Origin of the sequence: Pseudomonas sp. SID14000, assembly GCF_002165135.1 — a bacterium.
GTDB lineage: Bacteria > Pseudomonadota > Gammaproteobacteria > Pseudomonadales > Pseudomonadaceae > Aquipseudomonas.
Window position 1 is genome coordinate 1 of sequence record NZ_NFZQ01000005.1, and the last position, 21,413, is coordinate 21,413.

The following is a 21,413-nucleotide window of genomic DNA, read 5'->3' on the forward strand; positions in this document are numbered from 1 at the left end:
ACCTTGCGAAAGCCCCGGTTGCCCTCTAGGTAAGCGGTGATAGCCGTGAGCTTGAACTGCTCTGTGTATTTACCCATAGATCCCCCACGGGTTGGATTGGTGTCCAACTTCTTGGGGGCAGTCCAGGGACCGCACCGCCCTCAAGGAATGTGCAGTACCTGTGGGAGCGGGTTCACCCGCGAAGAGGCCGGCACAGGCAATCAAACCTCCCGCAGGTTATGGCAGCGCCTGAACCGCGCCTCCAGGTTGCGATCAGGCATCTGGTGGCTGCGCAGGGCATTCAAGGTCTGCTCGACATAATCACGCGTAGTGCCATAGCGCCCCTTGGCATTGGCCAGGATCTGGCTGAGCAGGGTGTCCGGCAGGTTCCCGGCATAGCACGGCAAATGCCTCTCCAGCACGAAGCCCAGGGCCTGCACCTTGCTGCCATCACCCAGCCGGCAGCTGAGCCAGTGTGGCCGGTACGCCGGGTACGGCATCTCGCGCTGCCACAGGGCCATCAGCGACTCGTCCAGGCTGCTTTCATCCAGCCGGTAGGCAAAGCCACTGCAGGAGCCACCGCGGTCCAGGCCGAACACCAGCCCGGGGGTTTCCGGAGTGCCGCGGTGTTCGTGCGACCACAGGTACAAGCCACGGTGGTAACCATGTACCCGCGCGCGTTGACGCTCCACGGAGTTGCACTCCGGCCGCCATATCAACGAACCATAGGCGAACAGCCATACCGGCCCACCCTGATGGCGAGACATGGTTGTCTTCATGGAGTTGAACAATTGTTCGCGAGTATGTTGCTGACCGAAGTCGAGTGTCGGAGGATATGAAACTTCCCAGGACATACTTTCAAGTGCCGACATAAGCTGCCGCCATTATCCCTGTGAACTACGGATGTAGCGAGATTCGATTACGATGCGGCCCAAGGCCTCTGTACCAAGGGCGCTTGCAGTAACCATAGGACAGAAATGCAAGAATACTCAAGCCCTCGCGCCAGAGTTTCATCCGCGCTTCCGACGACTGGAAATACTGTTTCGGCAACTGTGAAAGTTATTAGCCAAGGCGGTAACAATTACCGCCTTATACCCAGACTTGCAAACTTCGGTTATTAACCGCGTGGTGCGTAGGCAAACACATCCGCACGCATGCGATGCGCATCCATACCGGCTTCGACCAAGGCATCGAGCGTGGCATAGATCATGTTCGGCGAGCCGCTGGCATACACATGCACGCTGTTGAGGTCGGCGATGTCCTCGCAGACCGCCTCGTGCAACATGCCGCAACGGCCTTCCCAGCCACACAGGTCGCTGACCACCTGGTGCAGGAACAGGTTTGGCAGGCGCTGCCATTCTTCCCAGTGCTCGATCTGGTAGAAGTCCTCGGGCCGGCGCACGCCCCAGTACAGGTGTACCGGGTGCTTGAAGCCCTGGGCCCGGCAGTGCTCGACAAGGCTGTGCATCTGGCCCATGCCCGTGCCGGCAGCGATCAGCACCAGCGGCCCGTCGGGCAATTCGGCCAGGTGGGTGTCACCGAACGGCAATTCGATGCGTGCCAGGCGCTCGCGCTGCAGCTGGGCGATAAGTTGCAATGCGCTGGGCTCGCGTGCCAGCACATGCAGCTCCAGTTCGCGCCCGGCATGGGGCGCGGAAGCCAGCGAAAACGCCGACTGCTTGCCACCCTCACGCTCGATCATCAGGTACTGCCCGGCATGGTAGCGCGGCGGTTTGCCGGCCGGCGCGCGCAAGCGCACGCGCCAGACGTCGCCACCGACCTCGACGCACTCACTGACACTGCACGCCAGTTTGCGCACCGGCAGCTCGCCCAGGGCGAGCACACCATCCCAGAGCAACACGCAGTCCTCCAGCGGTTCGGCAATACAGGTGAACAGCTCGCCATGGTCGCGGACTTCGCCGTCCTGGCGTACCCGGCCTTCAACCAACAACGCGGCGCAGACATGGCAATTGCCATTGCGGCAGCTGTTCGGGCAGTCATAGCCCAGCCGCCGCGCTCCATCCAGGATCCGTTCCCCGGGTTCGAGCGCCAGCACCGCCCCGGACGGCTGCAACGTTACCTGCATCAATCTATTCCCAATTGATCCCACAGCTCATCGATACGGCGGGTGACGGCTTCGTCCTTGACGATGACCCGTCCCCATTCGCGTGTAGTCTCGCCCGGCCACTTGTGCGTGGCATCCAGGCCCATCTTCGACCCCAGCCCGGATACCGGCGACGCGAAGTCCAGGTAGTCGATCGGGGTGTTGTCGATCATCACCGTATCACGCTTGGGGTCCATGCGCGTGGTGATGGCCCAGATCACATCGTTCCAGTCACGGGCATTGATATCGTCGTCAGTGACAATAACGAACTTGGTGTACATGAACTGTCGCAGGAACGACCACACACCCAGCATCACACGCTTGGCGTGGCCCGGGTACTGCTTCTTCATGGTCACCACCGCCATGCGGTATGAACAGCCTTCCGGCGGCAGGTAGAAGTCGACGATTTCCGGGAACTGCTTCTGCAGGATCGGCACGAACACTTCGTTCAGCGCCACACCGAGGATCGCCGGCTCATCTGGCGGGCGGCCGGTATAGGTGCTGTGGTAGATCGGTTTCTGCCGGTGGGTGATGCGCTCGACGGTGAACACCGGGAAGCTGTCCACTTCATTGTAGTAGCCGGTGTGGTCGCCGTACGGGCCTTCCGGGGCCATCTCGCCCGGGTGGATCACGCCTTCCAGGATGATTTCGGCAGTGGCCGGTACCTGCAGGTTGCTACCCCGGCACTTGACCAGCTCGGTGCGGTTGCCGCGCAACAGGCCGGCGAAGGCGTACTCGGAGAGGGTATCCGGCACCGGAGTCACGGCACCGAGGATGGTGGCCGGGTCAGCACCCAGGGCCACGGCGACCGGGAACGGCTGGCCAGGGTTTTTCTCGCACCACTCGCGGTAATCCAGGGCGCCACCACGGTGGCTGAGCCAGCGCATGATGACCTTGTTGCGACCGATCACCTGCTGGCGGTAGATGCCCAGGTTCTGGCGATCCTTGTTCGGGCCGCGGGTTACTGTGAGGCCCCAGGTGATCAGCGGCGCCACATCGCCCGGCCAGCAGTGCTGGATCGGCAGGGCGCCGAGGTCGACATCGTCACCCTCGACCACCACTTCCTGGCAAACCGCGTCCTTGACCACTTTCGGTGCCATCGACACGACTTTCTTGAAGATCGGCAGCTTGGACCAGGCGTCCTTCAGGCCCTTCGGCGGCTCGGGCTCCTTGAGGAAGGCCAGCAGCTTGCCGATTTCCCGCAGTTCATCGACCGACTCGGCGCCCATGCCCATGGCCACCCGCTCCGGGGTGCCGAACAGGTTGCCCAGCACCGGGATATCGAAGCCGGTCGGCTTTTCGAACAGCAATGCAGGGCCCTTGGCACGCAGGGTGCGGTCGCAGACCTCGGTCATTTCCAGGACGGGAGAGATCGGAACCTGGATGCGCTTGAGCTCGCCGCGCTGTTCCAGGCCACGGATGAAGTCGCGCAAGTCGCGATACTGCATGCAGAAGCCTCGTGTTGGCCGTATCGGTCGGGGTGCAGAGTGTAGCGCCGTTCTGGCTTTGTTTGGGGGCAAAAATGCATTGGGGCCGCTTCGCGTCCCTTCGCGGGCACGCCCGCTCCCACAAGGATCACACTGAACCTGTGGGAGCGGGCGTGCCCGCGAAGGGCCGCAAAGCGGCCCCAATTACTGCCTGGCTTGAAACGCTTACTTGCGCTTCATCGACAGGAAGAACTCGTCGTTGGTCTTGGTCTGCTTGAGCTTGTCGACCAGGAACTCGATGGCGGCGATTTCGTCCATCGGGTGCAGCAGCTTGCGCAGGATCCACATGCGCTGCAGTTCGTCGTCGGCAGTCAGCAGCTCTTCGCGGCGGGTACCGGAACGGTTGATGTTGATGGCCGGGAACACACGCTTCTCGGCGATACGGCGGTCCAGCGGCAGCTCCATGTTGCCGGTGCCCTTGAACTCTTCGTAGATCACTTCGTCCATCTTCGAGCCGGTTTCGACCAGCGCGGTGGCGATGATGGTCAGCGAGCCGCCTTCCTCGATGTTACGCGCGGCACCAAAGAAGCGCTTCGGCTTCTCCAGGGCGTGGGCGTCGACACCACCGGTCAGTACCTTGCCGGAGCTCGGGATCACGGTGTTGTAGGCACGTGCCAGACGGGTGATGGAATCCAGCAGGATGACCACGTCCTTCTTGTGCTCGACCAGGCGCTTGGCCTTCTCGATCACCATCTCGGCAACCTGTACGTGGCGGGTTGGCGGCTCATCGAAGGTGGAGGCAACCACTTCGCCGCGTACGGTACGCTGCATTTCGGTCACTTCTTCCGGGCGCTCGTCGATCAGCAGAACGATCAGATGGCACTCGGGGTTGTTGCGGGTGATGTTGGCCGCGATGTTCTGCAACATGATCGTCTTGCCCGCTTTCGGCGGGGCAACGATCAGGCCACGCTGGCCTTTGCCGATCGGGGCGCACAGGTCGATGACCCGACCGGTCAGGTCTTCGGTGGAGCCGTTACCGGCTTCCATCTTCAGACGCTTGTTCGGGAACAGCGGCGTCAGGTTCTCGAACAGGATCTTGTTCTTCGCGTTTTCCGGGCGGTCGAAGTTGATGGTGTCGACCTTCAGCAGGGCGAAGTAACGCTCCCCTTCCTTCGGCGGACGGATCTTGCCGACGATGGTGTCGCCGGTACGCAGGTTGAAGCGGCGGATCTGGCTGGGCGAGACGTAGATATCGTCAGGGCCGGCCAGGTAGGACGCATCAGCCGAACGCAGGAAACCGAAACCATCCTGGAGAATCTCCAGCACGCCGTCACCCGAGATCTCTTCGCCGCTTTTCGCGTGCTTCTTCAGCAGGGCGAAAATCACGTCCTGTTTGCGCGAACGGGCCATGTTTTCGATGCCCATCTGTTCGGCCATTTCCAAAAGATCGGTAATCGGCTTTTGCTTGAGTTCAGTCAGGTTCATAAGGGGAATGACGTAATCATGTAAGAAGGGAGAATTAAGCTTCTGGCTTAATGAGGCCGCGCCGCTAGATGGCGACAGGATCGCGTACTGATTCGAATTAGGGATGCTTCGGCGACGGCGTGTAGAGGGCACTGGAAAAGCAGTGCGAGGCCGAATGTAACACTTGCTTTTTTCTGCGTCTAGTGGTTTTGCCCTGCCATTTACAGCTGCCACACACCTGCCAGTAGGAGCAGCCTTGTGCTGCGAAGAGGCCATCAGCCGCAGCGACAACGTCAGCCTTACCGGCCCTTTCGCAGCACAAGGCTGCTCCTACATGGGCAAGACTGCCTTTGCAGAGGCAAAAAAAACCCCGCATCTGCGGGGCTTTTTCACATCACAGATTAGCGTCGAGGAACGCGGCCAGCTGCGATTTGGACAGAGCGCCGACCTTGGTGGCTTCGACGTTGCCGTTCTTGAACAGCATCAGCGTCGGGATACCACGTACGCCGTGCTTGGCCGGGGTTTCCTGGTTCTCGTCGATGTTCAGCTTGGCGACGGTCAGTTTGCCCTCGTAGGTCGCAGCGATGTCGTCCAGAACCGGAGCGATCATCTTGCATGGGCCGCACCATTCAGCCCAGTAGTCGACCAGCACCGGGCCTTGAGCCTGCAGTACGTCGGCTTCGAAGCTGGCGTCGGTGACGTGTTTGATTTTGTCGCTCATGGAAATCTCCAAGGTCGTAAGCAATAAAAACGTTGCCCATCATAGCCGCACCCGTCTCCTACAGGAAGCCGCGGACGATTGAGTGTAACTATAGTTGTGCAAGACGCCGCGAATCGAAACTGTCATACAAGCGTCATAGCATCGAATGGCACATTGCCTTGCATCAATGCCAGCTCAACGGCTGTATGTCACGCGTTGGCGATAGCCTGCTATCGTGGCACGATTGCCGGGTTAACGACCGAGAACAACCAGATCATGCCGCATACCATCGCGAAGAACCTGTCCCTGATTGCCGCCATCGACCTTGGCTCCAACAGCTTTCACATGGTCGTGGCCAAGGCCCACCATACCGAAATCCGCATTCTCGAGCGGCTCGGCGAGAAGGTTCAGTTGGCCGCCGGCATCGATGAAGAGCGCATGCTCAGCGAAGAAGCCATGGAACGAGGCCTGGACTGCCTCAAGCGCTTTTCCCAGCTGATCAACGGCATGCCCGCCGGCTCGGTGCGCATCGTCGGCACCAACGCCTTGCGTGAAGCGCGCAACCGCAACAGATTCATCCAGCGCGCCGAAGCCATCCTCGGCCACCCGGTCGAGGTGATCTCCGGCCGTGAGGAAGCGCGCCTGATCTACCTGGGCGTGTCGCACACCCTGGCCGACACCCCCGGCAAGCGCCTGGTGGCCGATATCGGCGGGGGCAGTACCGAGTTCATCATCGGCCAGCGCTTCGAGCCGCTGCTGCGCGAGAGCCTGCAGATGGGCTGCGTCAGCTTCACCCAGCGTTATTTCCGCGACGGCAAGATCACCCCGGCCCGCTACGCCCAGGCCTACACCGCCGCGCGCCTGGAGCTGATGAGCATCGAGAATGCCCTGCACCGCCTGACCTGGGACGAGGCCATCGGCTCATCCGGCACCATTCGTGCCATCGGCGCCGCCATCAAGGCTGGCGGCTTGGGCAATGGCGAGGTCAACGCCGAGGGGCTGGCCTGGGTCAAGCGCAAGCTGTTCAAGCTGGGTGAGGTCGACAAGATCGACTTCGAAGGCGTCAAGCCGGACCGCCGCACCATCTTCCCGGCTGGCCTGGCGATTCTCGAAGCGATCTTCGATGCCCTGGAACTGCAGCGCATGGACCACTGCGACGGTGCCCTGCGCGAAGGCGTGCTGTTCGACCTGTTGGGCCGCCACCACCACGAAGACGTGCGCGAACGCACCCTGAACTCGCTGATGGAACGCTACCACGTGGACCAAGGCCAGGCCGCGCGTGTCGAGCGCAAGGCATTGCACGCCTTCGACCAAGTGGCCGACGCATGGGACCTGAAAGACGGGAACTGGCGCGATCTGCTGGGTTGGGCGGCTAAAGTGCACGAAATCGGCCTGGATATCGCTCACTACCACTACCACAAGCACGGCGCCTACCTGATCGAGCACTCCGACCTGTCGGGCTTCTCTCGCGAGGACCAGCAGATGATGGCCTTGCTGGTGCGCGGCCACCGCCGCAACATCCCCAAGGACAAGATCGCCGAACTGGGCGAGGAAGGGGTCAAGCTGCTGCGCCTGTGCGTGTTGCTGCGCTTCGCCATCCTGTTCCATCACATCCGTGGCAACCAGCAGATGCCGAAGGTCGAGCTCAAGGCTGCCGATGACAGCCTTGATGTCGCCTTCCCTGAGGGCTGGCTGGAACAGAACCAGCTGACCCAGGCCGACTTCGCCAACGAGGCGGAGTGGCTGGCCCGGGTCGGCTTCGCCCTCAGCGTACGTTGAGGACCGGGTTGCTCAGGCGCTCCAGCAGGGTCGCCTGGGCACTGCGCGGGTTCTGGTTGCCGGTCGGCGTGCTGCGCACATAGCGCCCGTCCGGCTGCAGGGTCCAGGCGTGGGTGTTGTCGGTCAGGTAGCCTTCCAGTTCCTTCTTCACCCGCAGCAACAGCTTCTTGCCTTCCACCGGGAAGCAGGTCTCGACGCGCTTGTCGAGGTTGCGCTCCATCCAGTCGGCACTGGACAGGTAGATCTGCTCTTCGCCGCCATTGAGGAAGTAGAACACCCGTGTGTGCTCGAGGAAGCGGCCGATGATCGAGCGCACCTGGATGTTGTGCGAAACCCCCGGAATGCCAGGGCGCAGGCAGCACATGCCACGCACCACCAGGTCGATCTTCACGCCTGACTGGCTGGCCTTGTACAGCGCCTTGATGACCTTGGCGTCGGTCAGCGAGTTGAACTTGGCGATGATATGCGCCGGCTTGCCTTCGAGAGCGAACTGGGTTTCCCGCGCGATCATGTCGAGCATGCCCTTCTTCAGGGTGAACGGCGCGTGCAGCAGTTTCTTCATGCGCAGGGTCTTGCCCATGCCGATCAGTTGACTGAACAGCTTGCCGACGTCCTCGGTGAGGGCGTCGTCAGAGGTCAGCAGGCTATAGTCGGTGTACAGGCGGGCGTTGCCAGCGTGGTAGTTGCCGGTGCCCAGATGTGCATAACGCACGATCTCGCCCTGCTCGCGACGCAGGATCAGCATCATCTTGGCGTGGGTCTTGAAGCCGACCACACCGTAGATCACCACCGCACCGGCGGCCTGCAGGCGGCTGGCCATCTGCAGGTTGGACTCTTCGTCGAAACGCGCCCGCAGCTCGATCACCGCGGTGACCTCCTTGCCGTTACGCGCCGCGTCCACCAGGGCGTCTACGATTTCCGAGTTGGCCCCGGAGCGGTACAACGTCTGGCGCACGGCAAGCACGTGCGGGTCCTTGGCGGCCTGGCGCAGCAGGTCGATCACCGGCGTGAAGGACTCGAACGGGTGCATCAGCAGGATGTCCTGCTTGCCGATCACGCTGAAGATGTTGTCGGCGTTCTGCAGCAGCTTGGGGATCGCCGGGGTGAACGGCGTGTACTGCAGCTCGGGGTGGCTGTCCAGGCCGGTGATGCTGAACAGGCGGGTAAGGTTGACCGGACCGTTGACCTGGTACAGCTCGCTTTCGCTGAGGCTGAACTGCTTGAGCAGGTAGTCCGACAGGTGTTTCGGGCAGGTATCGGCCACTTCCAGGCGCACGGCATCACCGTAGCGACGCGAGAACAGCTCGCCGCGCAGGGCCCGGGCCAGGTCGTCGACCTCTTCGGAGTCCAGTGCCAGGTCGGCGTTACGGGTCAGGCGGAACTGGTAGCAGCCCTTCACCTTCATGCCCTGGAACAGGTCATCGGCGTGCGCGTGGATCATTGACGACAGGAACACGTAGTTGGCGCCTGGGCCACCCACATCTTCCGGCACCCGGATGACCCGCGGCAGCAGGCGCGGGGCCGGGATGATCGCCAGGCCCGAATCGCGGCCGAAGGCGTCGACACCTTCGAGCTCGACGATGAAGTTGAGGCTCTTGTTCACCAGCAGCGGGAACGGGTGGGTCGGGTCGAGGCCGATCGGAGTGATGATCGGGGCGATTTCGTCACGGAAGTAGCGGCGCACCCAGGTCTTGAGCTTGGGTGTCCAGTAACGGCGGCGGATGAAGCGGATATGGTGCTTTTCCAGCTCGGGCAGCAGCACGTCGTTGAGGATCGCGTACTGGCGCTCCACTTCACTGTGCACCAGGTCGCTGATGCGCGCCAGCGCCTGGTGCGGCTGCAGGCCATCGGCTCCGGCCTGTTCACGGGCGAAGTTGATCTGCTTCTTCAGGCCGGCGACACGGATCTCGAAGAACTCGTCGAGGTTGCTGGAGAAGATCAACAGGAACTTGAGGCGTTCGAGCAGCGGGTAGCTCTCGTCCAGCGCCTGTTCCAGCACACGGATATTGAACTGCAGTTGCGAGAGCTCGCGATGAATGTACAGGCTGCTGTCGTCCAGGCCTGGGACGATGATCGCCGGCGCAGGCGCCGGAGCCGCAGGCTCCACGGCAGGCACGGGCGCCGGCGGCAGGTCTGGCGGGGTCTGCATCATCTCTTCGGGGAGTTCCTGAGCATCCTTGATCGCGACAGGGGTTAGCACTTCATTATTCATCTGGCGTTCCTGAGGACGTTAACGCCCTATCATCTATTGAGCGGCAAGATAAGCACCCATTATGACGCCTGTGTTACACGCCAGGGCAAGCCATGGCGCATAGCTTCTGGCATTCTCCGAGCAGGAAATGTTCATGTCGAGACACATTTGGACACTTTCACGAACGCGCGCGAAGGGGTAGGCTTCGCGTTCATTTCGCCAGCACCTCAGAAAATGCTTCAACAATTCCTGCAGGATTTCGGCTACTTCGCCCTTTTTCTAGGCACCTTCTTCGAAGGCGAGACCATTCTGGTGCTTGCGGGATTCCTTGCGTTCCGCGGTTACATGGACATCAACCTGGTGTGCCTGGTGGCGTTTTTCGGCAGCTATGCCGGCGACCAGCTGTGGTACTTCATGGGCCGTCGCCACGGGCGCCGGATCCTGGCACGCAAACCGCGCTGGCAGGCGATGGGTGACCGGGCGCTGGACCACATCCGTCGCCACCCCGACATCTGGGTACTGAGTTTCCGCTTCGTCTACGGCCTGCGCACGGTCATGCCGGTAGCCATTGGCCTGTCGGGCTATCCGCCACGCCGCTACCTGCTGCTGAATGGTATCGGCGCAGCCATCTGGGCAGCGGCCCTGGGCGCGGCCGCGTATCACTTCGGCGCCATCCTCGAAGGCCTGCTGGGCAACGTGAAGCGTTACGAGCTATGGGTACTGGGTGGCCTGCTGGCGCTGGGTGGCCTGCTATGGCTGCGCCGGCGCTTCCGTACCCTGCGTGCGGAGCGCAAGGCGGCGGGCATGCCCCAGGCCCCAGAGGCTGAACAGGCTGTAGACCACGAACAGGAACCAGGCCAGCGGCGCGACCACCGCTAAGCCCAATGCGCCGGCCAGGTGCCTGGCTTGAATTTCTCAGGTGATGCGTCAATCGAGCGCCGCCCGCGCGGCGCTTCGCGGGGCAAGCCCGCTCCCACATTTGTTGCAACGTGGCCATGCCTGTGAAAGAGGCGTTGTCAGCCTTGGTGCAAGGCTTGAGGCAAATGGGGGGCAGAAATGCCAGCACAGAGATCCAGCCAGCCCACCCAGGCTGACAACCATGACCTGTCAGGTTCGGCACGTTGCAACAAATGTGGGAGCGGGCTTGCCCCGCGAAGCGCCGCGCGGGCGGCGCTCGATCTCACAGGCACCATACAACTCACGCCAAGCATAAGATAAAGCCGCACGGAACCCCCTATCGCTACATCTGCCAAACTAGAGGACATTTAGCGCCTCGACACTGGAGTAAAAAGCATGACAAAAAAAGTAGCGGTGATTCTTTCCGGCTGTGGCGTTTATGACGGCGCCGAAATCCACGAAAGCGTGATCACCCTGCTGCGCCTCGACCAGCGTGGTGCGCAGGTGCAGTGCTTCGCGCCGAACATTGCGCAGATGCATGTGATCAACCACCTGACCGGCGAGGAAATGCCCGAGTCGCGCAATGTGCTGGTGGAATCGGCGCGCATTGCCCGCGGTGAGGTCAAGGACATCCGCGAAGCCAAGGCCGAAGACTTCGATGCGCTGATCGTGCCGGGCGGTTTCGGGGTGGCGAAGAACCTGTCCAACTTTGCCGTGGAAGGCGCCAACTGCAGCGTCCACCCCGACGTACTGGCACTGGCCGAAGCCTTTGCCGACGCCTGCAAGCCGGTTGGCCTGATCTGCATCTCGCCGGCGCTGGCGGCGAAGATCTACGGGCCGGGCGTGGTCTGCACCATCGGTACCGATGCAGGTACCGCAGCGGCCGTGGAGAAGATGGGTGGCACCCATGAACCGTGCGATGTGCACGATATTGTCGAAGACACCCAGCGCAAGCTGGTGACCACCCCGGCGTACATGGAGGCCAAGTCGATCAGTGAAGCGGCTGGCGGGATCTACAAGCTGGTGGATCGGGTGCTGGAGCTGACCCACGAGTAACGGGTGCAAGATTCAGAATCTGACGCGCTCCCACACGTCGCCCGCCAGCAGGGTCGCTTCAGGGTTTGGATAACCGGGCAATGATCCGGTCCAGCGCATTGGCAAACGCCTGCTTCTCGCGCTCGCCATAAGGCGCCTGCCCTCCCCCGACCTGGCCCTGCTCGCGCAGTTCGGTGAACAGGTTGCGCGCCGCCAGGCGGTCGCCCATGTTGCGCTCGTCGAACTCGCGCCCGCGCGGGTCCAGCGCCGCCACGCCCTTTTTCACCAGGCGGTCGGCCAACGGCACGTCACTGCAGATCACCAGCTCGCCGGGCACGGCGTGCTCCACCAGGTAATCGTCGGCCGCATCCATGCCGCTGGGCACCACGATCAGGCGCACGATCGCGAACGCCGGCTTGGCCACAGCCTGGCCCGCCACCATCACTACCTCGAACTTGCGTTTAAGGGCGAACTTGACGATCAGATCCTTGGCCGCCTTGGGGCAGGCGTCGGCATCGATCCACACACGCATCGGAAAACCTCGCAATCAGCTTGAGGCACCCATCATGCCTCAAGCGCAGCGAAAGCTGGAGCAGCTCAAGCGCGTTGGAAAAATGGCGCCAATATTTCAATTGCCGCTTATCCACCCCCGCCACTCAGGCTACACTCGCCACAGCCCCGCTGGCCTGCCCGAGTACGCAATGAACCACCCCCACGAAATCCGCCCCGACCTGGATGAAGGTATCGACCGCAAGGTCCTGGCGACATTGCGTGCACGTTTCCTGCGGCTCAACCAGGGCCGGCTGCAGCGGGCCCTGGAGGGCCTGTCGACGCGCCAGCAACAAGTGCTGACGCTGCTGCCACTGCTGTTTCATGTTAACCACCCGCTGCTGCCGGGCTATGTCTCCGGCAACACCCCCGCTGGCGTCTCGGGCTACGAGCCAAGTGCCGACCTGATAGTCGAGGCCCAGCGCCTGGCCCGCTCGTTCACCTACAAGGCCCGCCATGGCAATCCACCTCGGCCGATACACGGCCTGTTCCTGATGGGCAGCCTGGGCTCGCTGGCCCAGGCCGAGCAAAGCGACATGGACCTGTGGGTGTGCCATGCGCCCGGCCTGGCCGACGAACTGCTGGGCGAACTGCGCCGCAAATGCCAACTGCTGGAGGCGTGGGCGGAAAGCCTGGGTGCCGAAGCGCACTTCTTCCTGATCGACACGCAAGGTTTCGCCCTGGGCCAACGCGAGGGCCAGCTCGGCTCCGACGACTGCGGCACCACCCAGCACTACCTGCTGCTGGACGAGTTCTACCGCACCACTATCTGGCTGGCTGGCCGCACGCCGCTGTGGTGGCTGGTGCCGGTCTACCAGGAGCACCACTACCACGCCTACACCCAGACCCTGCTGTCCAAGCGCTTCATCCGCAACCAGGACGCCCTCGACCTCGGCAACCTGGCACATATTCCGCCCGGCGAGTTCGTCGGCGCCGGCTTGTGGCAGCTGTTCAAAGGCATAGATTCGCCCTACAAGTCGCTGCTCAAGCTGCTGCTGACCGAGGCCTATGCCAGCGAACACCCCGGCGTGCGCTGCCTGAGCCTGGACTACAAGCAGGCAGTGTTTGCCAACCAGCTCGACCTCGACGAGCTGGACCCCTACGTGATGGTGTACCGGCGCATCGAGCGCTACTTGCTGCAGCGTGGCGAGCCCGCGCGCCTGGAGCTGGTGCGGCGCAGCCTGTACCTGAAGGTGAACAAGAAGCTCAGTGATCCGGCCCGAGCCAATGGCTGGCAGCGCCGGCTGTTGCAGCGCCTGGCCGACGAGTGGGGCTGGGACGAGCGCCAGCTGGCCCTGCTGGACAGCCGCAACCAATGGAAAGTGCAGCAAGTTGCCGTCGAGCGTCGGCAACTGGTGGCCGAACTGAACCACAGCTACCGCTTCCTCAGCGAGTTCGCCCGCACCCAGAAAGCCAGCAGCCGCGCCGACCAGCGCGATCTCAATGTGCTGGGCCGGCGTCTATACGCGGCCTTCGAGCGCCGCGCCGGCAAGGTCGAAGTGATCAACCCTGGAATCGCACCGGACCTGGCCGAAGACACCCTGACCCTGGTCCAGGCGCCCAACCGCAAGGAGCCCGGCAGCCACCACTGGGAGCTGTACACCGGCAACCTGAGCATCCATGAGGTGGATCAATTCAGCCCGCTCAAGCGCTGCCGCGAGCTGCTCGAACTGCTGACCTGGGCCCATCGCAACGGGGTGATCGACAGCAGCACGCGCCTGGCGCTGCACCCGGGTATCAGCGACCTCAGCGAATTCGAGCTGTTCAACCTGATCGGCTGCCTGCAGCAGAGCATCCCCCTGCCCTTGCCGACCGTCAGCGAAGTGCGCCTGCTGCAACCGAGCGTTGCCGACGAAGTGCTGCTGCTGATCAACGTCGCCATCGACCCGCTGCGCCACCACCGCGACCTGAACATCCTGATGACCACCGAGCGCACCGACTCATTGAGCTATGCAGGTGTGCGCGAGAACCTGGTACTGACCCTGGATCAGATCACCCTCAACAGCTGGAGCGAGGTGCTGGTCCAGCGCTATGACGGCGAGCATGCGCTGGTGCGCTGCCTGCGTGACTTTCTCAACAGCCCCGTGCTGCGCGGCCACCGGCCGAGGGTGCGGGTGCGCTGCTTCTGCCAGAGCCGCGCCCAGGCCATCGGCCAACGCGTGGAGGAAATTTTCGACACCGCGCAACTACTGCTGGACCAGGGCCTGAACCACCGCTACCTGCTGCAGGTGGCCCAGCACACCCACGTACTGGAGCTGATGGCCGGGCACGTCGGCCTGACCACCCTGGCCGAGCATGAAGCGCTGCTGAACCACCTGGGCGAAGAGCGTAGCGCCTACAGCCCGCTGTATCTGGATGCCAACGCCCTGCAGGACCACGACCTGCACCTGGTGCTGGAGCAGGGCCGGCCGGCCTGTATCCAGGTGTTCTACCGCCTGCAAGGTGGCTGGGCAGAGCTGTATGTGCTGGATGAATACAACGCCCTGTGGCAGCAACGCCTGCCCCTGCACGACGAAGCCCACCTGCTGTTGCCACTGCAGCGTTTTCTCCGCTCGGTGGTGATGCGCCGTGATGCCCGGCTACCGCTGGATAACCTGCGACCGGCCTCGCTGGACATCCACTACGCGCAACTGCTGCCTTCCGGGCCAGGCAAGGCGCGCAGCATCGAGCCGCGCCAGGCCCCGGTCGAGGGTCGCGACCAGCCTTACTATGAGGTGCAGGCGATCATCCAGGCCGGGGTGGCGGGCGCAGCGCATGTGACGCTGTATTGCGACCAGCAGGAGTTTTCCGAGCTGGAGCATGGTGAGCAGTTGTATGCGGTGGTGGCCAGGCAGATCATTGGGCAGCGGCGCAGTGCCGGGCAGTACCGGTGCTACATCACCGACCTGGATTTGTCCGAGATGCTGGATGACCAGCTGGGGTCGACGCAGCTGTACCTGCGCTACAAGCGGGAGCTTGAACACGCTTTGAATGAGGGGTTGGAGCAGGTCTTGGCGGAGGGATCCTGAATTCGCAGCACAAGGCTGCTCCTACATGGGATCGCATCTCAACCTGTAGGAGCAGCCTTGTGCTGCGAATGGGCCGCAAAGCGGCCTCTCGGGGCTTACAGGTCGAAATCGCCCGCTGCTTCCGGCTGGTACTCGACTTCCAGCAGCTTCAGCTTGAGGGTCTTGCCCCCCGGTGCCGGCCAGTCGATCTGCTCGCCCACCGACAACCCCAGCAAGGCGCAGCCAATTGGCGCCAGGATCGAGACCTTGCCTTCCGGCCCAGCATCCTTCGGGTACACCAGGGTCAGGTGGTAGTCCTTGCCGCTGGCTTCCTCACGGCAGTGCACGCGCGAGTTCATGGTCACCACGCCGGCCGGGACTTCCTCGTGACCAACCACCTGCTCGGCGCGGTCCAGCTCGCCCATCAAGGCGAGCACACCCGGCGTACTCTCGTCGAGGCTGTCAATCAGACGCTCCAGACGTTGTACGTCCAATCGGGTGAGGATGAGGGAAGGCTTGGTGCTCATGATCCAGTCAGACTCCTTTGAACAGGCGGTTTTCATCGTGCAGATAAAGCAAAACCCCGCCCAGGGGCGGGGTTTGTAAAGGCTTTGGCGTCACCGACGCAGAACCCGACGTTACCACAGCCGGGTAAATACTCAAGCCCCTGCGATCAGTGTGCCTTAGCCTGGTCGCGCAGGGCCTGGGCCTCGCGGCAAATCTGCCGGCGCCGTTCGTCATCGGCCGAGCGCCATTCCCGGATATGCTCGACATGCCGGTGGCAACCCGTGCAGACCCGCTGTTCGTCCAGCCGGCAAACGCTGATGCACGGCGACGGCACGGCAGGACTGACGTTACTGTAGAGCGGTTTGGGCGGCCGGACCTGGGTGCTGCTCATGTCAGATCTCGTCGAAGTCCAGCTTCTCGCCGGCCCGCTCCCAGACGATGCGCTCGAGCATTTCGCCCAGCAACTCCTCGCTCTTCTCGCATACCCACTTGCCGCTGTCTTCGTCGTAGTCGAAGTGGAAACCGCCGGAACGGTCGGCCAGCCACAGCTGGCGCAGCGGCTCCTGGCGGCTGAAGATCAGCTGGGCGCCGCCCTCGAACTTGACGGTGAGGACGCCGGCGGAGTTCTCCATGTCCAGGTCCAGGCCGCTCTCGTCGAACAGGTCTTCCAGGGCCTGTTGGGTCGCGTCGACCAGATCATGGAAACGCGCTTCACTCAAACTCATTGCAGGAACCTCGAAATTGGCTGCGTTACAGGCAAGCCCGGCAAGATACGGGCGCTTGCCGCCGAATGCAAAGGTTTAGCCGCTACCTTAACTGGCCCCGTCGCGGCTAAAGCCGCTCCCACAGGGATAGCGCAAGGCCCGAGGCCAGTGCAGTACCCGGTAGGAGCAGCCTTGTGCTGCGAAGAGGCCAGTAAGGCAACAGATATTCTTCAGCAGTAACGGCCTCTCGCAGCACAAGGCTGCTCCTACAAGCCGCGAAAGGGCCCTTGCAGGCGGTAAGAATAGCCCGCCCGGCGGGCCGGCCCTTGCATAGGCAAGCCGTCGGTCGCTCGGTATACTCGGTCGCAATACTGCATATTTCTAAGGATTTCACCCATGAAGCGCCTGATTTCCTCCCTCGCGGCGCTGGTCGCTGTTGCCTGCCTCGTTTCGGCCTGCGGCCAGAAAGGCCCGCTGTACCTGCCTGAAGACGGCAAGGACGGCAAGGCCAGCCACAAGTCGCACCAGTACCAGCCAAAAGCCAAGCCGGCCCCGACGCAGGAGCAGCAGCCCGAGCTGCAGTCCGAGCCCGAGCAGTCGCCAGCGCAGTAAGGAAACCAGATGAACGCTTTCAACTACCGCGACGGCGAGCTGTTCGCGGAAGGCGTGGGCCTGTCGGCCATTGCCGAACGCTACGGCACCCCAACCTACGTCTATTCGCGTGCCCACATCGAGGCCCAGTACCGTAGCTACGCCGACGCCCTGCAAGGCACCGAGCACCTGGTGTGCTTCGCGGTCAAAGCCAACTCCAACCTCGGTGTGCTGAACGTGCTGGCGCGCCTGGGCGCAGGCTTCGACATCGTTTCCGGCGGCGAGCTGGAGCGCGTGCTGGCCGCTGGTGGCCGTGCCGACCGCGTGGTGTTCTCCGGTGTCGGCAAAACCCGCGATGACATGCGCCGAGCCCTGGAAGTCGGCGTGCACTGCTTCAACGTCGAGTCCACCGACGAGCTGGAGCGCCTGCAAGTGGTGGCCGCCGAGATGGGCAAGGTTGCCCCGGTCTCGCTGCGGGTCAACCCGGACGTCGACGCCGGCACCCACCCGTACATCTCCACCGGCCTGAAAGAAAACAAGTTCGGCATCGCCATCGCCGACGCCGAGGCCATCTACGTGCGCGCCGCGCAGCTGCCGAACCTGGAAGTGGTCGGTGTCGACTGCCACATCGGTTCGCAGCTGACCACCGTCGAGCCTTTCCTCGATGCCCTCGATCGCCTGCTGGTGCTGGTCGACCGTCTGGCCGAGTGCGGCATCCACCTGCGCCACCTGGACCTGGGTGGCGGTGTCGGCGTGCGCTACCGCGATGAGGAGCCGCCGCTGGTGGCCGACTACATCAAGGCTATCCGCGAGCGCGTCGGCGAGCGCGACCTGGCCCTGGTGTTCGAGCCGGGCCGCTACATCGTGGCCAACGCCGGCGTCCTGCTGACCCGCGTGGAATACCTCAAGCACACCGAACACAAGGACTTCGCCATCATCGATGCGGCGATGAACGACCTGATCCGCCCGGCCCTGTACCAGGCCTGGATGGGCGTCAGCGCGGTCAAGCCTCGCACAGGCGAAGGCCGTGCCTATGACCTGGTCGGCCCGATCTGCGAGACGGGTGACTTCCTCGGCAAGGACCGCGTGCTGAACCTGGCCGAAGGTGACCTGCTGGCCGTACAGTCCGCAGGCGCCTATGGTTTTGTCATGAGCTCCAACTACAACACCCGTGGCCGTTGCGCTGAAATCCTGGTCGACGGCGACCAGGCCTTCGAAGTACGCCGCCGCGAGACCATCGCCGAATTGTACGCTGGCGAAAGCCTGCTGCCGGAGTAAGCCCATGCTGCTGCGTTTTACCAAGATGCACGGGCTGGGCAACGACTTCATGGTCCTCGACCTGGTCAGCCAGCACGCGCATATCCAGCCCAAGCACGCCAAGCAATGGGGTGACCGCCACACCGGCATCGGCTTCGACCAGTTACTGATCGTCGAGGCGCCGAACAACCCGGAAGTGGACTTCCGCTACCGCATCTTCAACGCCGACGGCTCCGAGGTCGAGCAGTGCGGCAACGGTGCGCGCTGCTTCGCCCGCTTCGTGCTGGACAAGCGCCTGACCGCGAAAAAGCGCATCCGCGTGGAAACCAAGAGCGGCATCATCGAGCTGGACGTGCAAAACGACGGCCAGATCAGTGTCGACATGGGTCCACCGCGCTTCATCCCTGCCGAAATCCCCTTCGTCGCCGACGAGCAGGCACTGAGCTACCCACTGGAAGTCGACGGCCAGGTGCATTCGATTGCCGCCGTATCCATGGGTAACCCGCATGCCGTGCTGCGTGTCGACGACGTGCGTACCGCCCCCGTGCACCAACTGGGCCCGAAGATCGAAAACCACCCACGCTTCCCGCAGCGGGTGAACGTCGGCTTCCTCCAGGTCATAGACCGCCACCGCGCCAATCTGCGCGTGTGGGAACGCGGCGCGGGCGAAACCCAGGCCTGCGGCACCGGCGCCTGTGCCGCCGCCGTGGCGGCGATCAGCCAGGGCTGGATGGACTCCCCGGTGTCCCTCGACCTGCCCGGTGGCCGCCTGCACATCGAATGGGCCGGCCCCGGCAAGCACGTGGTGATGACCGGCCCGGCCGTACGCGTCTATGAAGGACAGGTTCGTCTCTAAGCGAGTAACCGCCATGACCGATCAGCCCCAGGTTGTACCCCAGCAGTCCGCTGAGCTCGATGCCGAAGCGGTGGTCGCCTACCTGCGCGCCCACCCCACCTTCTTCGCCGAGCACGACGAGCTGCTGATCGAGCAGCGCATCCCTCACCAGCGTGGCGACAGCGTGTCGCTGGTGGAGCGCCAGCTCAAGCTGCTGCGCGACCGCAACATCGAGATGCGCCACCGCCTGTCACAACTGATGGACGTGGCCCGCGACAACGACCGGCTGTTCGACAAGACCCGCCGGCTGATCCTCGACCTGCTCGACGCCGGAAGCCTGGAAGAAGTGGTGATGGCGGTCGAAGACAGCCTGCGCCAGGAATTCCAGGTGCCCTTCGTCAGCCTGATCCTGTTCGGCGAAAACGTCGCGCCGGTCGGGCGCTGGGTCAGCAACGCCGAAGCGCAGCAGGCCATCGGTGCCCTGCTGGGCGGCGGCAAGACGGTCAGCGGCAACTTGCGCGAGCACGAGCTGGCCTTCCTGTTCGGTGATGAACAGCGCCGGGAAGTGGGCTCCAGCGCCGTGGCTGCCCTGGAATACCAAGGCCTGCACGGGGTGCTGGCAATCGGCAGCCGTGACCCGCAACATTACAAGAGCAGCGTCGGTACCCTGTTCCTCGGCTACATCGCCGAAGTACTTGGCCGCGTTGTGCCACGCGTTACCCAGACCCTGCGCCCGGTACGTTGATGGAACGCCAGCTGGAGGCTTATTGCGCCCACCTGCGCAACGAGCGCCAGGTGTCCGAGCACACTCTGCTGGGCTACCGTCGCGACCTGGACAAGGTCGTCGCCTACTGCAAGGAACGCGGCATTGCCAGCTGGCAGGCGCTGCAAATCCAGCAGCTGCGTCAGCTGATCGCCCGCCAGCACCATCATGGCCAATCCTCGCGCAGCCTGGCGCGACTGTTGTCGGCGGTGCGCGGCCTGTACCGCTACCTCAACCGCGAAGGCCTGTGCCAGCACGACCCGGCCAGCGGCCTGAGCGCGCCCAAGGGCGAACGCCGACTGCCCAAGGTGCTGGATACCGACCGTGCCCTGCAATTGCTCGATGGCGGTGTCGATGATGACTTCATCGCCCGTCGTGACCAGGCCATCCTCGAACTGTTCTATTCATCGGGCCTGCGCTTGTCCGAGCTGACCAACCTCGACCTCGATCACCTCGACCTCGCCGCCGGCCTGGTTCAGGTGCTGGGCAAGGGCGGCAAGGCCCGCGTGCTGCCAGTTGGCCGCAAGGCCCGCGAGGCCTTGCAGGCCTGGTACCGCCTGCGCGGCATCGGCAACCCGCGCGACCGCGCGGTGTTCATCACCCGCCAGGGCAATCGCATCAGCCCACGGGCCGTTCAGCAACGGGTGAAAGCGGCTGGTGAGCGCGAGCTGGGCCAGCACTTGCACCCGCACATGCTTCGCCATTCCTTCGCCAGCCATGTGCTGGAATCGTCCCAGGACCTGCGCGCGGTGCAAGAGATGCTCGGCCATGCCGACATCGGCACCACGCAGATCTACACCCACCTGGACTTCCAGCACCTGGCCGCGGTGTACGACAGCGCCCACCCTCGGGCCAAACGCAGCAAAGGCACAGACTCATGAGCATCAAGCTGATCACCTTCGACCTCGACGACACCTTATGGGATACCGCGCCGGTGATTGCCAGCGCGGAAGTCGTGCTGCGCGACTGGCTCGAAGCCAACGCCCCAATCCTTGGCGGCGTGCCGGTTGAACACCTGTTCGCCATCCGCGAGCGCCTGGTGCAGGCCGAGCCCGGCCTGAAGCACCGCATCAGCGCCCTGCGCCGACGGGTGCTGTTCCACGCTCTGGAAGAAGTCGGCTATAGCGAGAAGCATGCGCAGGAGCTGGCCAACGAAGGCTTCGAAGTATTCCTGCATGCCCGCCACCAGGTGGAGATTTTCCCGGAGGTGCAGCCGGTGCTGGAGATCCTGCGCCATCACTACATCCTGGGAGTGGTCACCAACGGCAATGCCGACGTGAGCCGGTTAGGGCTGGCGGACTATTTCCGCTTCGCCCTGTGTGCCGAGGACCTCGGCATTGGCAAGCCGGACCCGGCGCCGTTCCTCGAAGCCCTGCGCCGCGGTGACGTGAAGGCCAGCGCGGCGGTGCACATCGGTGATCATCCAGGCGATGACATCGCCGGCGCCCAACGTGCCGGGCTGCGGGCGGTGTGGTTCAACCCGCTGGGCAAGACCTGGGTAGGCGAGCAGGCGCCGGATGCCGAGATCCAGCGCCTGTCGCAGTTGCCCGACATCCTCGCGCGCTGGCGCTGACAGGGGCCGCTGCGCGGCCCATTCGCGGGTAAACCCGCTCCCACAGGTTCACCACTGCCCTCCGGTCCTGC

At 63.4% G+C, this 21,413-nt stretch carries 20 protein-coding genes; 10 read left to right on the forward strand and 10 right to left on the reverse strand.

All coding sequences use genetic code 11. The annotated features are described in order from the left end of the window. Nucleotides 1-200: 200 nt before the first annotated feature. The 5 genes from CAY82_RS08650 to trxA form a co-directional block, all read right to left on the reverse strand. Nucleotides 201-851, reverse strand: coding sequence for a gamma-glutamylcyclotransferase (locus tag CAY82_RS08650; protein ID WP_087500861.1), 651 nt, complete (start codon nt 849-851; stop codon nt 201-203). Nucleotides 852-1,096: 245 nt separating this feature from the next. Then, entirely contained in the window at nt 1,097-2,065 is a 969-nt protein-coding gene (locus CAY82_RS08655; protein ID WP_087500862.1) for a CDP-6-deoxy-delta-3,4-glucoseen reductase, read from the reverse strand. Further along, a complete protein-coding gene (gene ubiD / locus CAY82_RS08660; protein WP_025341062.1) occupies nt 2,065-3,531 on the reverse strand; it encodes a 4-hydroxy-3-polyprenylbenzoate decarboxylase in 1,467 nt (488 codons plus the stop codon). Before ubiD ends, CAY82_RS08655 begins: the two co-directional genes overlap by 1 nt. A 204-nt stretch (nt 3,532-3,735) precedes the next feature. Beyond that, the gene (gene rho, locus CAY82_RS08665) at nt 3,736-4,995 is read right to left on the reverse strand and encodes a transcription termination factor Rho (RefSeq protein ID WP_003253661.1); all 1,260 of its coding nucleotides are present in this window, start codon (nt 4,993-4,995) and stop codon (nt 3,736-3,738) included. A 373-nt stretch (nt 4,996-5,368) separates the two neighbouring features. After that, nucleotides 5,369-5,695 carry a thioredoxin TrxA gene (trxA, locus tag CAY82_RS08670; RefSeq protein ID WP_087500863.1) on the reverse strand — a complete coding sequence of 109 codons (327 nt, stop codon included), beginning with the start codon at nt 5,693-5,695 and terminating at the stop codon, nt 5,369-5,371. Nucleotides 5,696-5,950: 255 nt separating this feature from the next. On the opposite strand from trxA, the gene ppx reads away from it, so the two are divergent. Continuing rightward, entirely contained in the window at nt 5,951-7,453 is a 1,503-nt protein-coding gene (gene ppx / locus CAY82_RS08675) for an exopolyphosphatase (protein WP_087500864.1), read from the forward strand. Here the strand turns inward: ppx and ppk1 are convergent. Further along, a complete protein-coding gene (gene ppk1, locus CAY82_RS08680) occupies nt 7,440-9,665 on the reverse strand; it encodes a polyphosphate kinase 1 (RefSeq protein ID WP_087500865.1) in 2,226 nt (741 codons plus the stop codon). The genes ppx and ppk1 overlap by 14 nt on opposite strands. 213 nt (nt 9,666-9,878) lie before the next feature. Here ppk1 and CAY82_RS08685 point away from each other — a divergent pair, with 213 nt between their 5' ends. After that, nucleotides 9,879-10,523, forward strand: a complete 645-nt coding sequence (locus CAY82_RS08685) for a DedA family protein (protein ID WP_087501082.1) — start codon at nt 9,879-9,881, stop codon at nt 10,521-10,523. A 414-nt stretch (nt 10,524-10,937) separates the two neighbouring features. Then, entirely contained in the window at nt 10,938-11,597 is a 660-nt protein-coding gene (gene elbB / locus CAY82_RS08690; protein WP_087500866.1) for an isoprenoid biosynthesis glyoxalase ElbB, read from the forward strand. Between the two features lie 58 nt (nt 11,598-11,655). Here the strand turns inward: elbB and CAY82_RS08695 are convergent, their stop codons facing one another. Continuing rightward, nucleotides 11,656-12,108 carry a YaiI/YqxD family protein gene (locus tag CAY82_RS08695; protein ID WP_013974739.1) on the reverse strand — a complete coding sequence of 151 codons (453 nt, stop codon included), beginning with the start codon at nt 12,106-12,108 and terminating at the stop codon, nt 11,656-11,658. 169 nt (nt 12,109-12,277) lie between these two features. On the opposite strand from CAY82_RS08695, the gene CAY82_RS08700 reads away from it, so the two are divergent. Continuing rightward, the gene (locus CAY82_RS08700) at nt 12,278-15,133 is read left to right on the forward strand and encodes a class I adenylate cyclase (protein WP_087500867.1); all 2,856 of its coding nucleotides are present in this window, start codon (nt 12,278-12,280) and stop codon (nt 15,131-15,133) included. A 95-nt stretch (nt 15,134-15,228) separates the two neighbouring features. Here the strand turns inward: CAY82_RS08700 and rnk are convergent, their stop codons facing one another. The 3 genes from rnk to cyaY all read right to left on the reverse strand — a co-directional run bounded on the left by rnk (nt 15,229) and on the right by cyaY (nt 16,344). Next, nucleotides 15,229-15,639 (reverse strand): nucleoside diphosphate kinase regulator, encoded by a 411-nt coding sequence (rnk, locus tag CAY82_RS08705; RefSeq protein WP_087500868.1) that lies wholly within the window; start codon nt 15,637-15,639, stop codon nt 15,229-15,231. Nucleotides 15,640-15,785: 146 nt separating this feature from the next. After that, nucleotides 15,786-16,010 carry a DUF1289 domain-containing protein gene (locus CAY82_RS08710; protein ID WP_087500869.1) on the reverse strand — a complete coding sequence of 75 codons (225 nt, stop codon included), beginning with the start codon at nt 16,008-16,010 and terminating at the stop codon, nt 15,786-15,788. Between the two features lies 1 nt (nt 16,011). Next, nucleotides 16,012-16,344: an iron donor protein CyaY gene (gene cyaY, locus CAY82_RS08715; protein ID WP_004575827.1), complete on the reverse strand. Its 333-nt coding sequence runs from the start codon at nt 16,342-16,344 to the stop codon at nt 16,012-16,014. 375 nt (nt 16,345-16,719) lie between these two features. Here cyaY and CAY82_RS08720 point away from each other — a divergent pair, with 375 nt between their 5' ends. The 6 genes from CAY82_RS08720 to CAY82_RS08745 are packed head-to-tail and all read left to right on the forward strand — an operon-like array spanning nt 16,720 to nt 21,342. After that, entirely contained in the window at nt 16,720-16,935 is a 216-nt protein-coding gene (locus CAY82_RS08720) for a lipoprotein (protein WP_004375542.1), read from the forward strand. A 9-nt stretch (nt 16,936-16,944) separates the two neighbouring features. Further along, entirely contained in the window at nt 16,945-18,192 is a 1,248-nt protein-coding gene (gene lysA / locus CAY82_RS08725; protein ID WP_087500870.1) for a diaminopimelate decarboxylase, read from the forward strand. A gap of 4 nt (nt 18,193-18,196) precedes the next feature. Beyond that, nucleotides 18,197-19,027, forward strand: coding sequence for a diaminopimelate epimerase (gene dapF, locus CAY82_RS08730; RefSeq protein ID WP_087500871.1), 831 nt, complete (start codon nt 18,197-18,199; stop codon nt 19,025-19,027). A 13-nt stretch (nt 19,028-19,040) separates the two neighbouring features. Then, nucleotides 19,041-19,751 (forward strand): DUF484 family protein, encoded by a 711-nt coding sequence (locus CAY82_RS08735; RefSeq protein WP_087500872.1) that lies wholly within the window; start codon nt 19,041-19,043, stop codon nt 19,749-19,751. Next, nucleotides 19,751-20,650, forward strand: coding sequence for a tyrosine recombinase XerC (xerC, locus tag CAY82_RS08740; protein WP_087500873.1), 900 nt, complete (start codon nt 19,751-19,753; stop codon nt 20,648-20,650). The genes CAY82_RS08735 and xerC overlap by 1 nt, the downstream gene beginning before the upstream one ends. Further along, the gene (locus CAY82_RS08745) at nt 20,647-21,342 is read left to right on the forward strand and encodes an HAD family hydrolase (RefSeq protein ID WP_087500874.1); all 696 of its coding nucleotides are present in this window, start codon (nt 20,647-20,649) and stop codon (nt 21,340-21,342) included. The genes xerC and CAY82_RS08745 overlap by 4 nt, the downstream gene beginning before the upstream one ends. Nucleotides 21,343-21,413 lie beyond the last annotated feature (71 nt).

Coding starts and splice junctions, on each gene's coding strand:
- CAY82_RS08655 (WP_087500862.1), bottom strand. CDS start 2,065: ATGCAGGTAACGTTGCAGCCGTCCGGGGCGGTGCTGGCGCTCGAACCC.
- xerC (WP_087500873.1), top strand. CDS start 19,751: ATGGAACGCCAGCTGGAGGCTTATTGCGCCCACCTGCGCAACGAGCGC.
- ubiD (WP_025341062.1), bottom strand. CDS start 3,531: ATGCAGTATCGCGACTTGCGCGACTTCATCCGTGGCCTGGAACAGCGC.
- CAY82_RS08735 (WP_087500872.1), top strand. CDS start 19,041: ATGACCGATCAGCCCCAGGTTGTACCCCAGCAGTCCGCTGAGCTCGAT.
- rho (WP_003253661.1), bottom strand. CDS start 4,995: ATGAACCTGACTGAACTCAAGCAAAAGCCGATTACCGATCTTTTGGAA.
- ppx (WP_087500864.1), top strand. CDS start 5,951: ATGCCGCATACCATCGCGAAGAACCTGTCCCTGATTGCCGCCATCGAC.
- rnk (WP_087500868.1), bottom strand. CDS start 15,639: ATGAGCACCAAGCCTTCCCTCATCCTCACCCGATTGGACGTACAACGT.
- CAY82_RS08700 (WP_087500867.1), top strand. CDS start 12,278: ATGAACCACCCCCACGAAATCCGCCCCGACCTGGATGAAGGTATCGAC.
- trxA (WP_087500863.1), bottom strand. CDS start 5,695: ATGAGCGACAAAATCAAACACGTCACCGACGCCAGCTTCGAAGCCGAC.
- CAY82_RS08745 (WP_087500874.1), top strand. CDS start 20,647: ATGAGCATCAAGCTGATCACCTTCGACCTCGACGACACCTTATGGGAT.
- CAY82_RS08720 (WP_004375542.1), top strand. CDS start 16,720: ATGAAGCGCCTGATTTCCTCCCTCGCGGCGCTGGTCGCTGTTGCCTGC.
- elbB (WP_087500866.1), top strand. CDS start 10,938: ATGACAAAAAAAGTAGCGGTGATTCTTTCCGGCTGTGGCGTTTATGAC.
- cyaY (WP_004575827.1), bottom strand. CDS start 16,344: ATGAGTTTGAGTGAAGCGCGTTTCCATGATCTGGTCGACGCGACCCAA.
- CAY82_RS08710 (WP_087500869.1), bottom strand. CDS start 16,010: ATGAGCAGCACCCAGGTCCGGCCGCCCAAACCGCTCTACAGTAACGTC.
- dapF (WP_087500871.1), top strand. CDS start 18,197: ATGCTGCTGCGTTTTACCAAGATGCACGGGCTGGGCAACGACTTCATG.
- lysA (WP_087500870.1), top strand. CDS start 16,945: ATGAACGCTTTCAACTACCGCGACGGCGAGCTGTTCGCGGAAGGCGTG.
- CAY82_RS08650 (WP_087500861.1), bottom strand. CDS start 851: ATGTCGGCACTTGAAAGTATGTCCTGGGAAGTTTCATATCCTCCGACA.
- ppk1 (WP_087500865.1), bottom strand. CDS start 9,665: ATGAATAATGAAGTGCTAACCCCTGTCGCGATCAAGGATGCTCAGGAA.
- CAY82_RS08685 (WP_087501082.1), top strand. CDS start 9,879: ATGCTTCAACAATTCCTGCAGGATTTCGGCTACTTCGCCCTTTTTCTA.
- CAY82_RS08695 (WP_013974739.1), bottom strand. CDS start 12,108: ATGCGTGTGTGGATCGATGCCGACGCCTGCCCCAAGGCGGCCAAGGAT.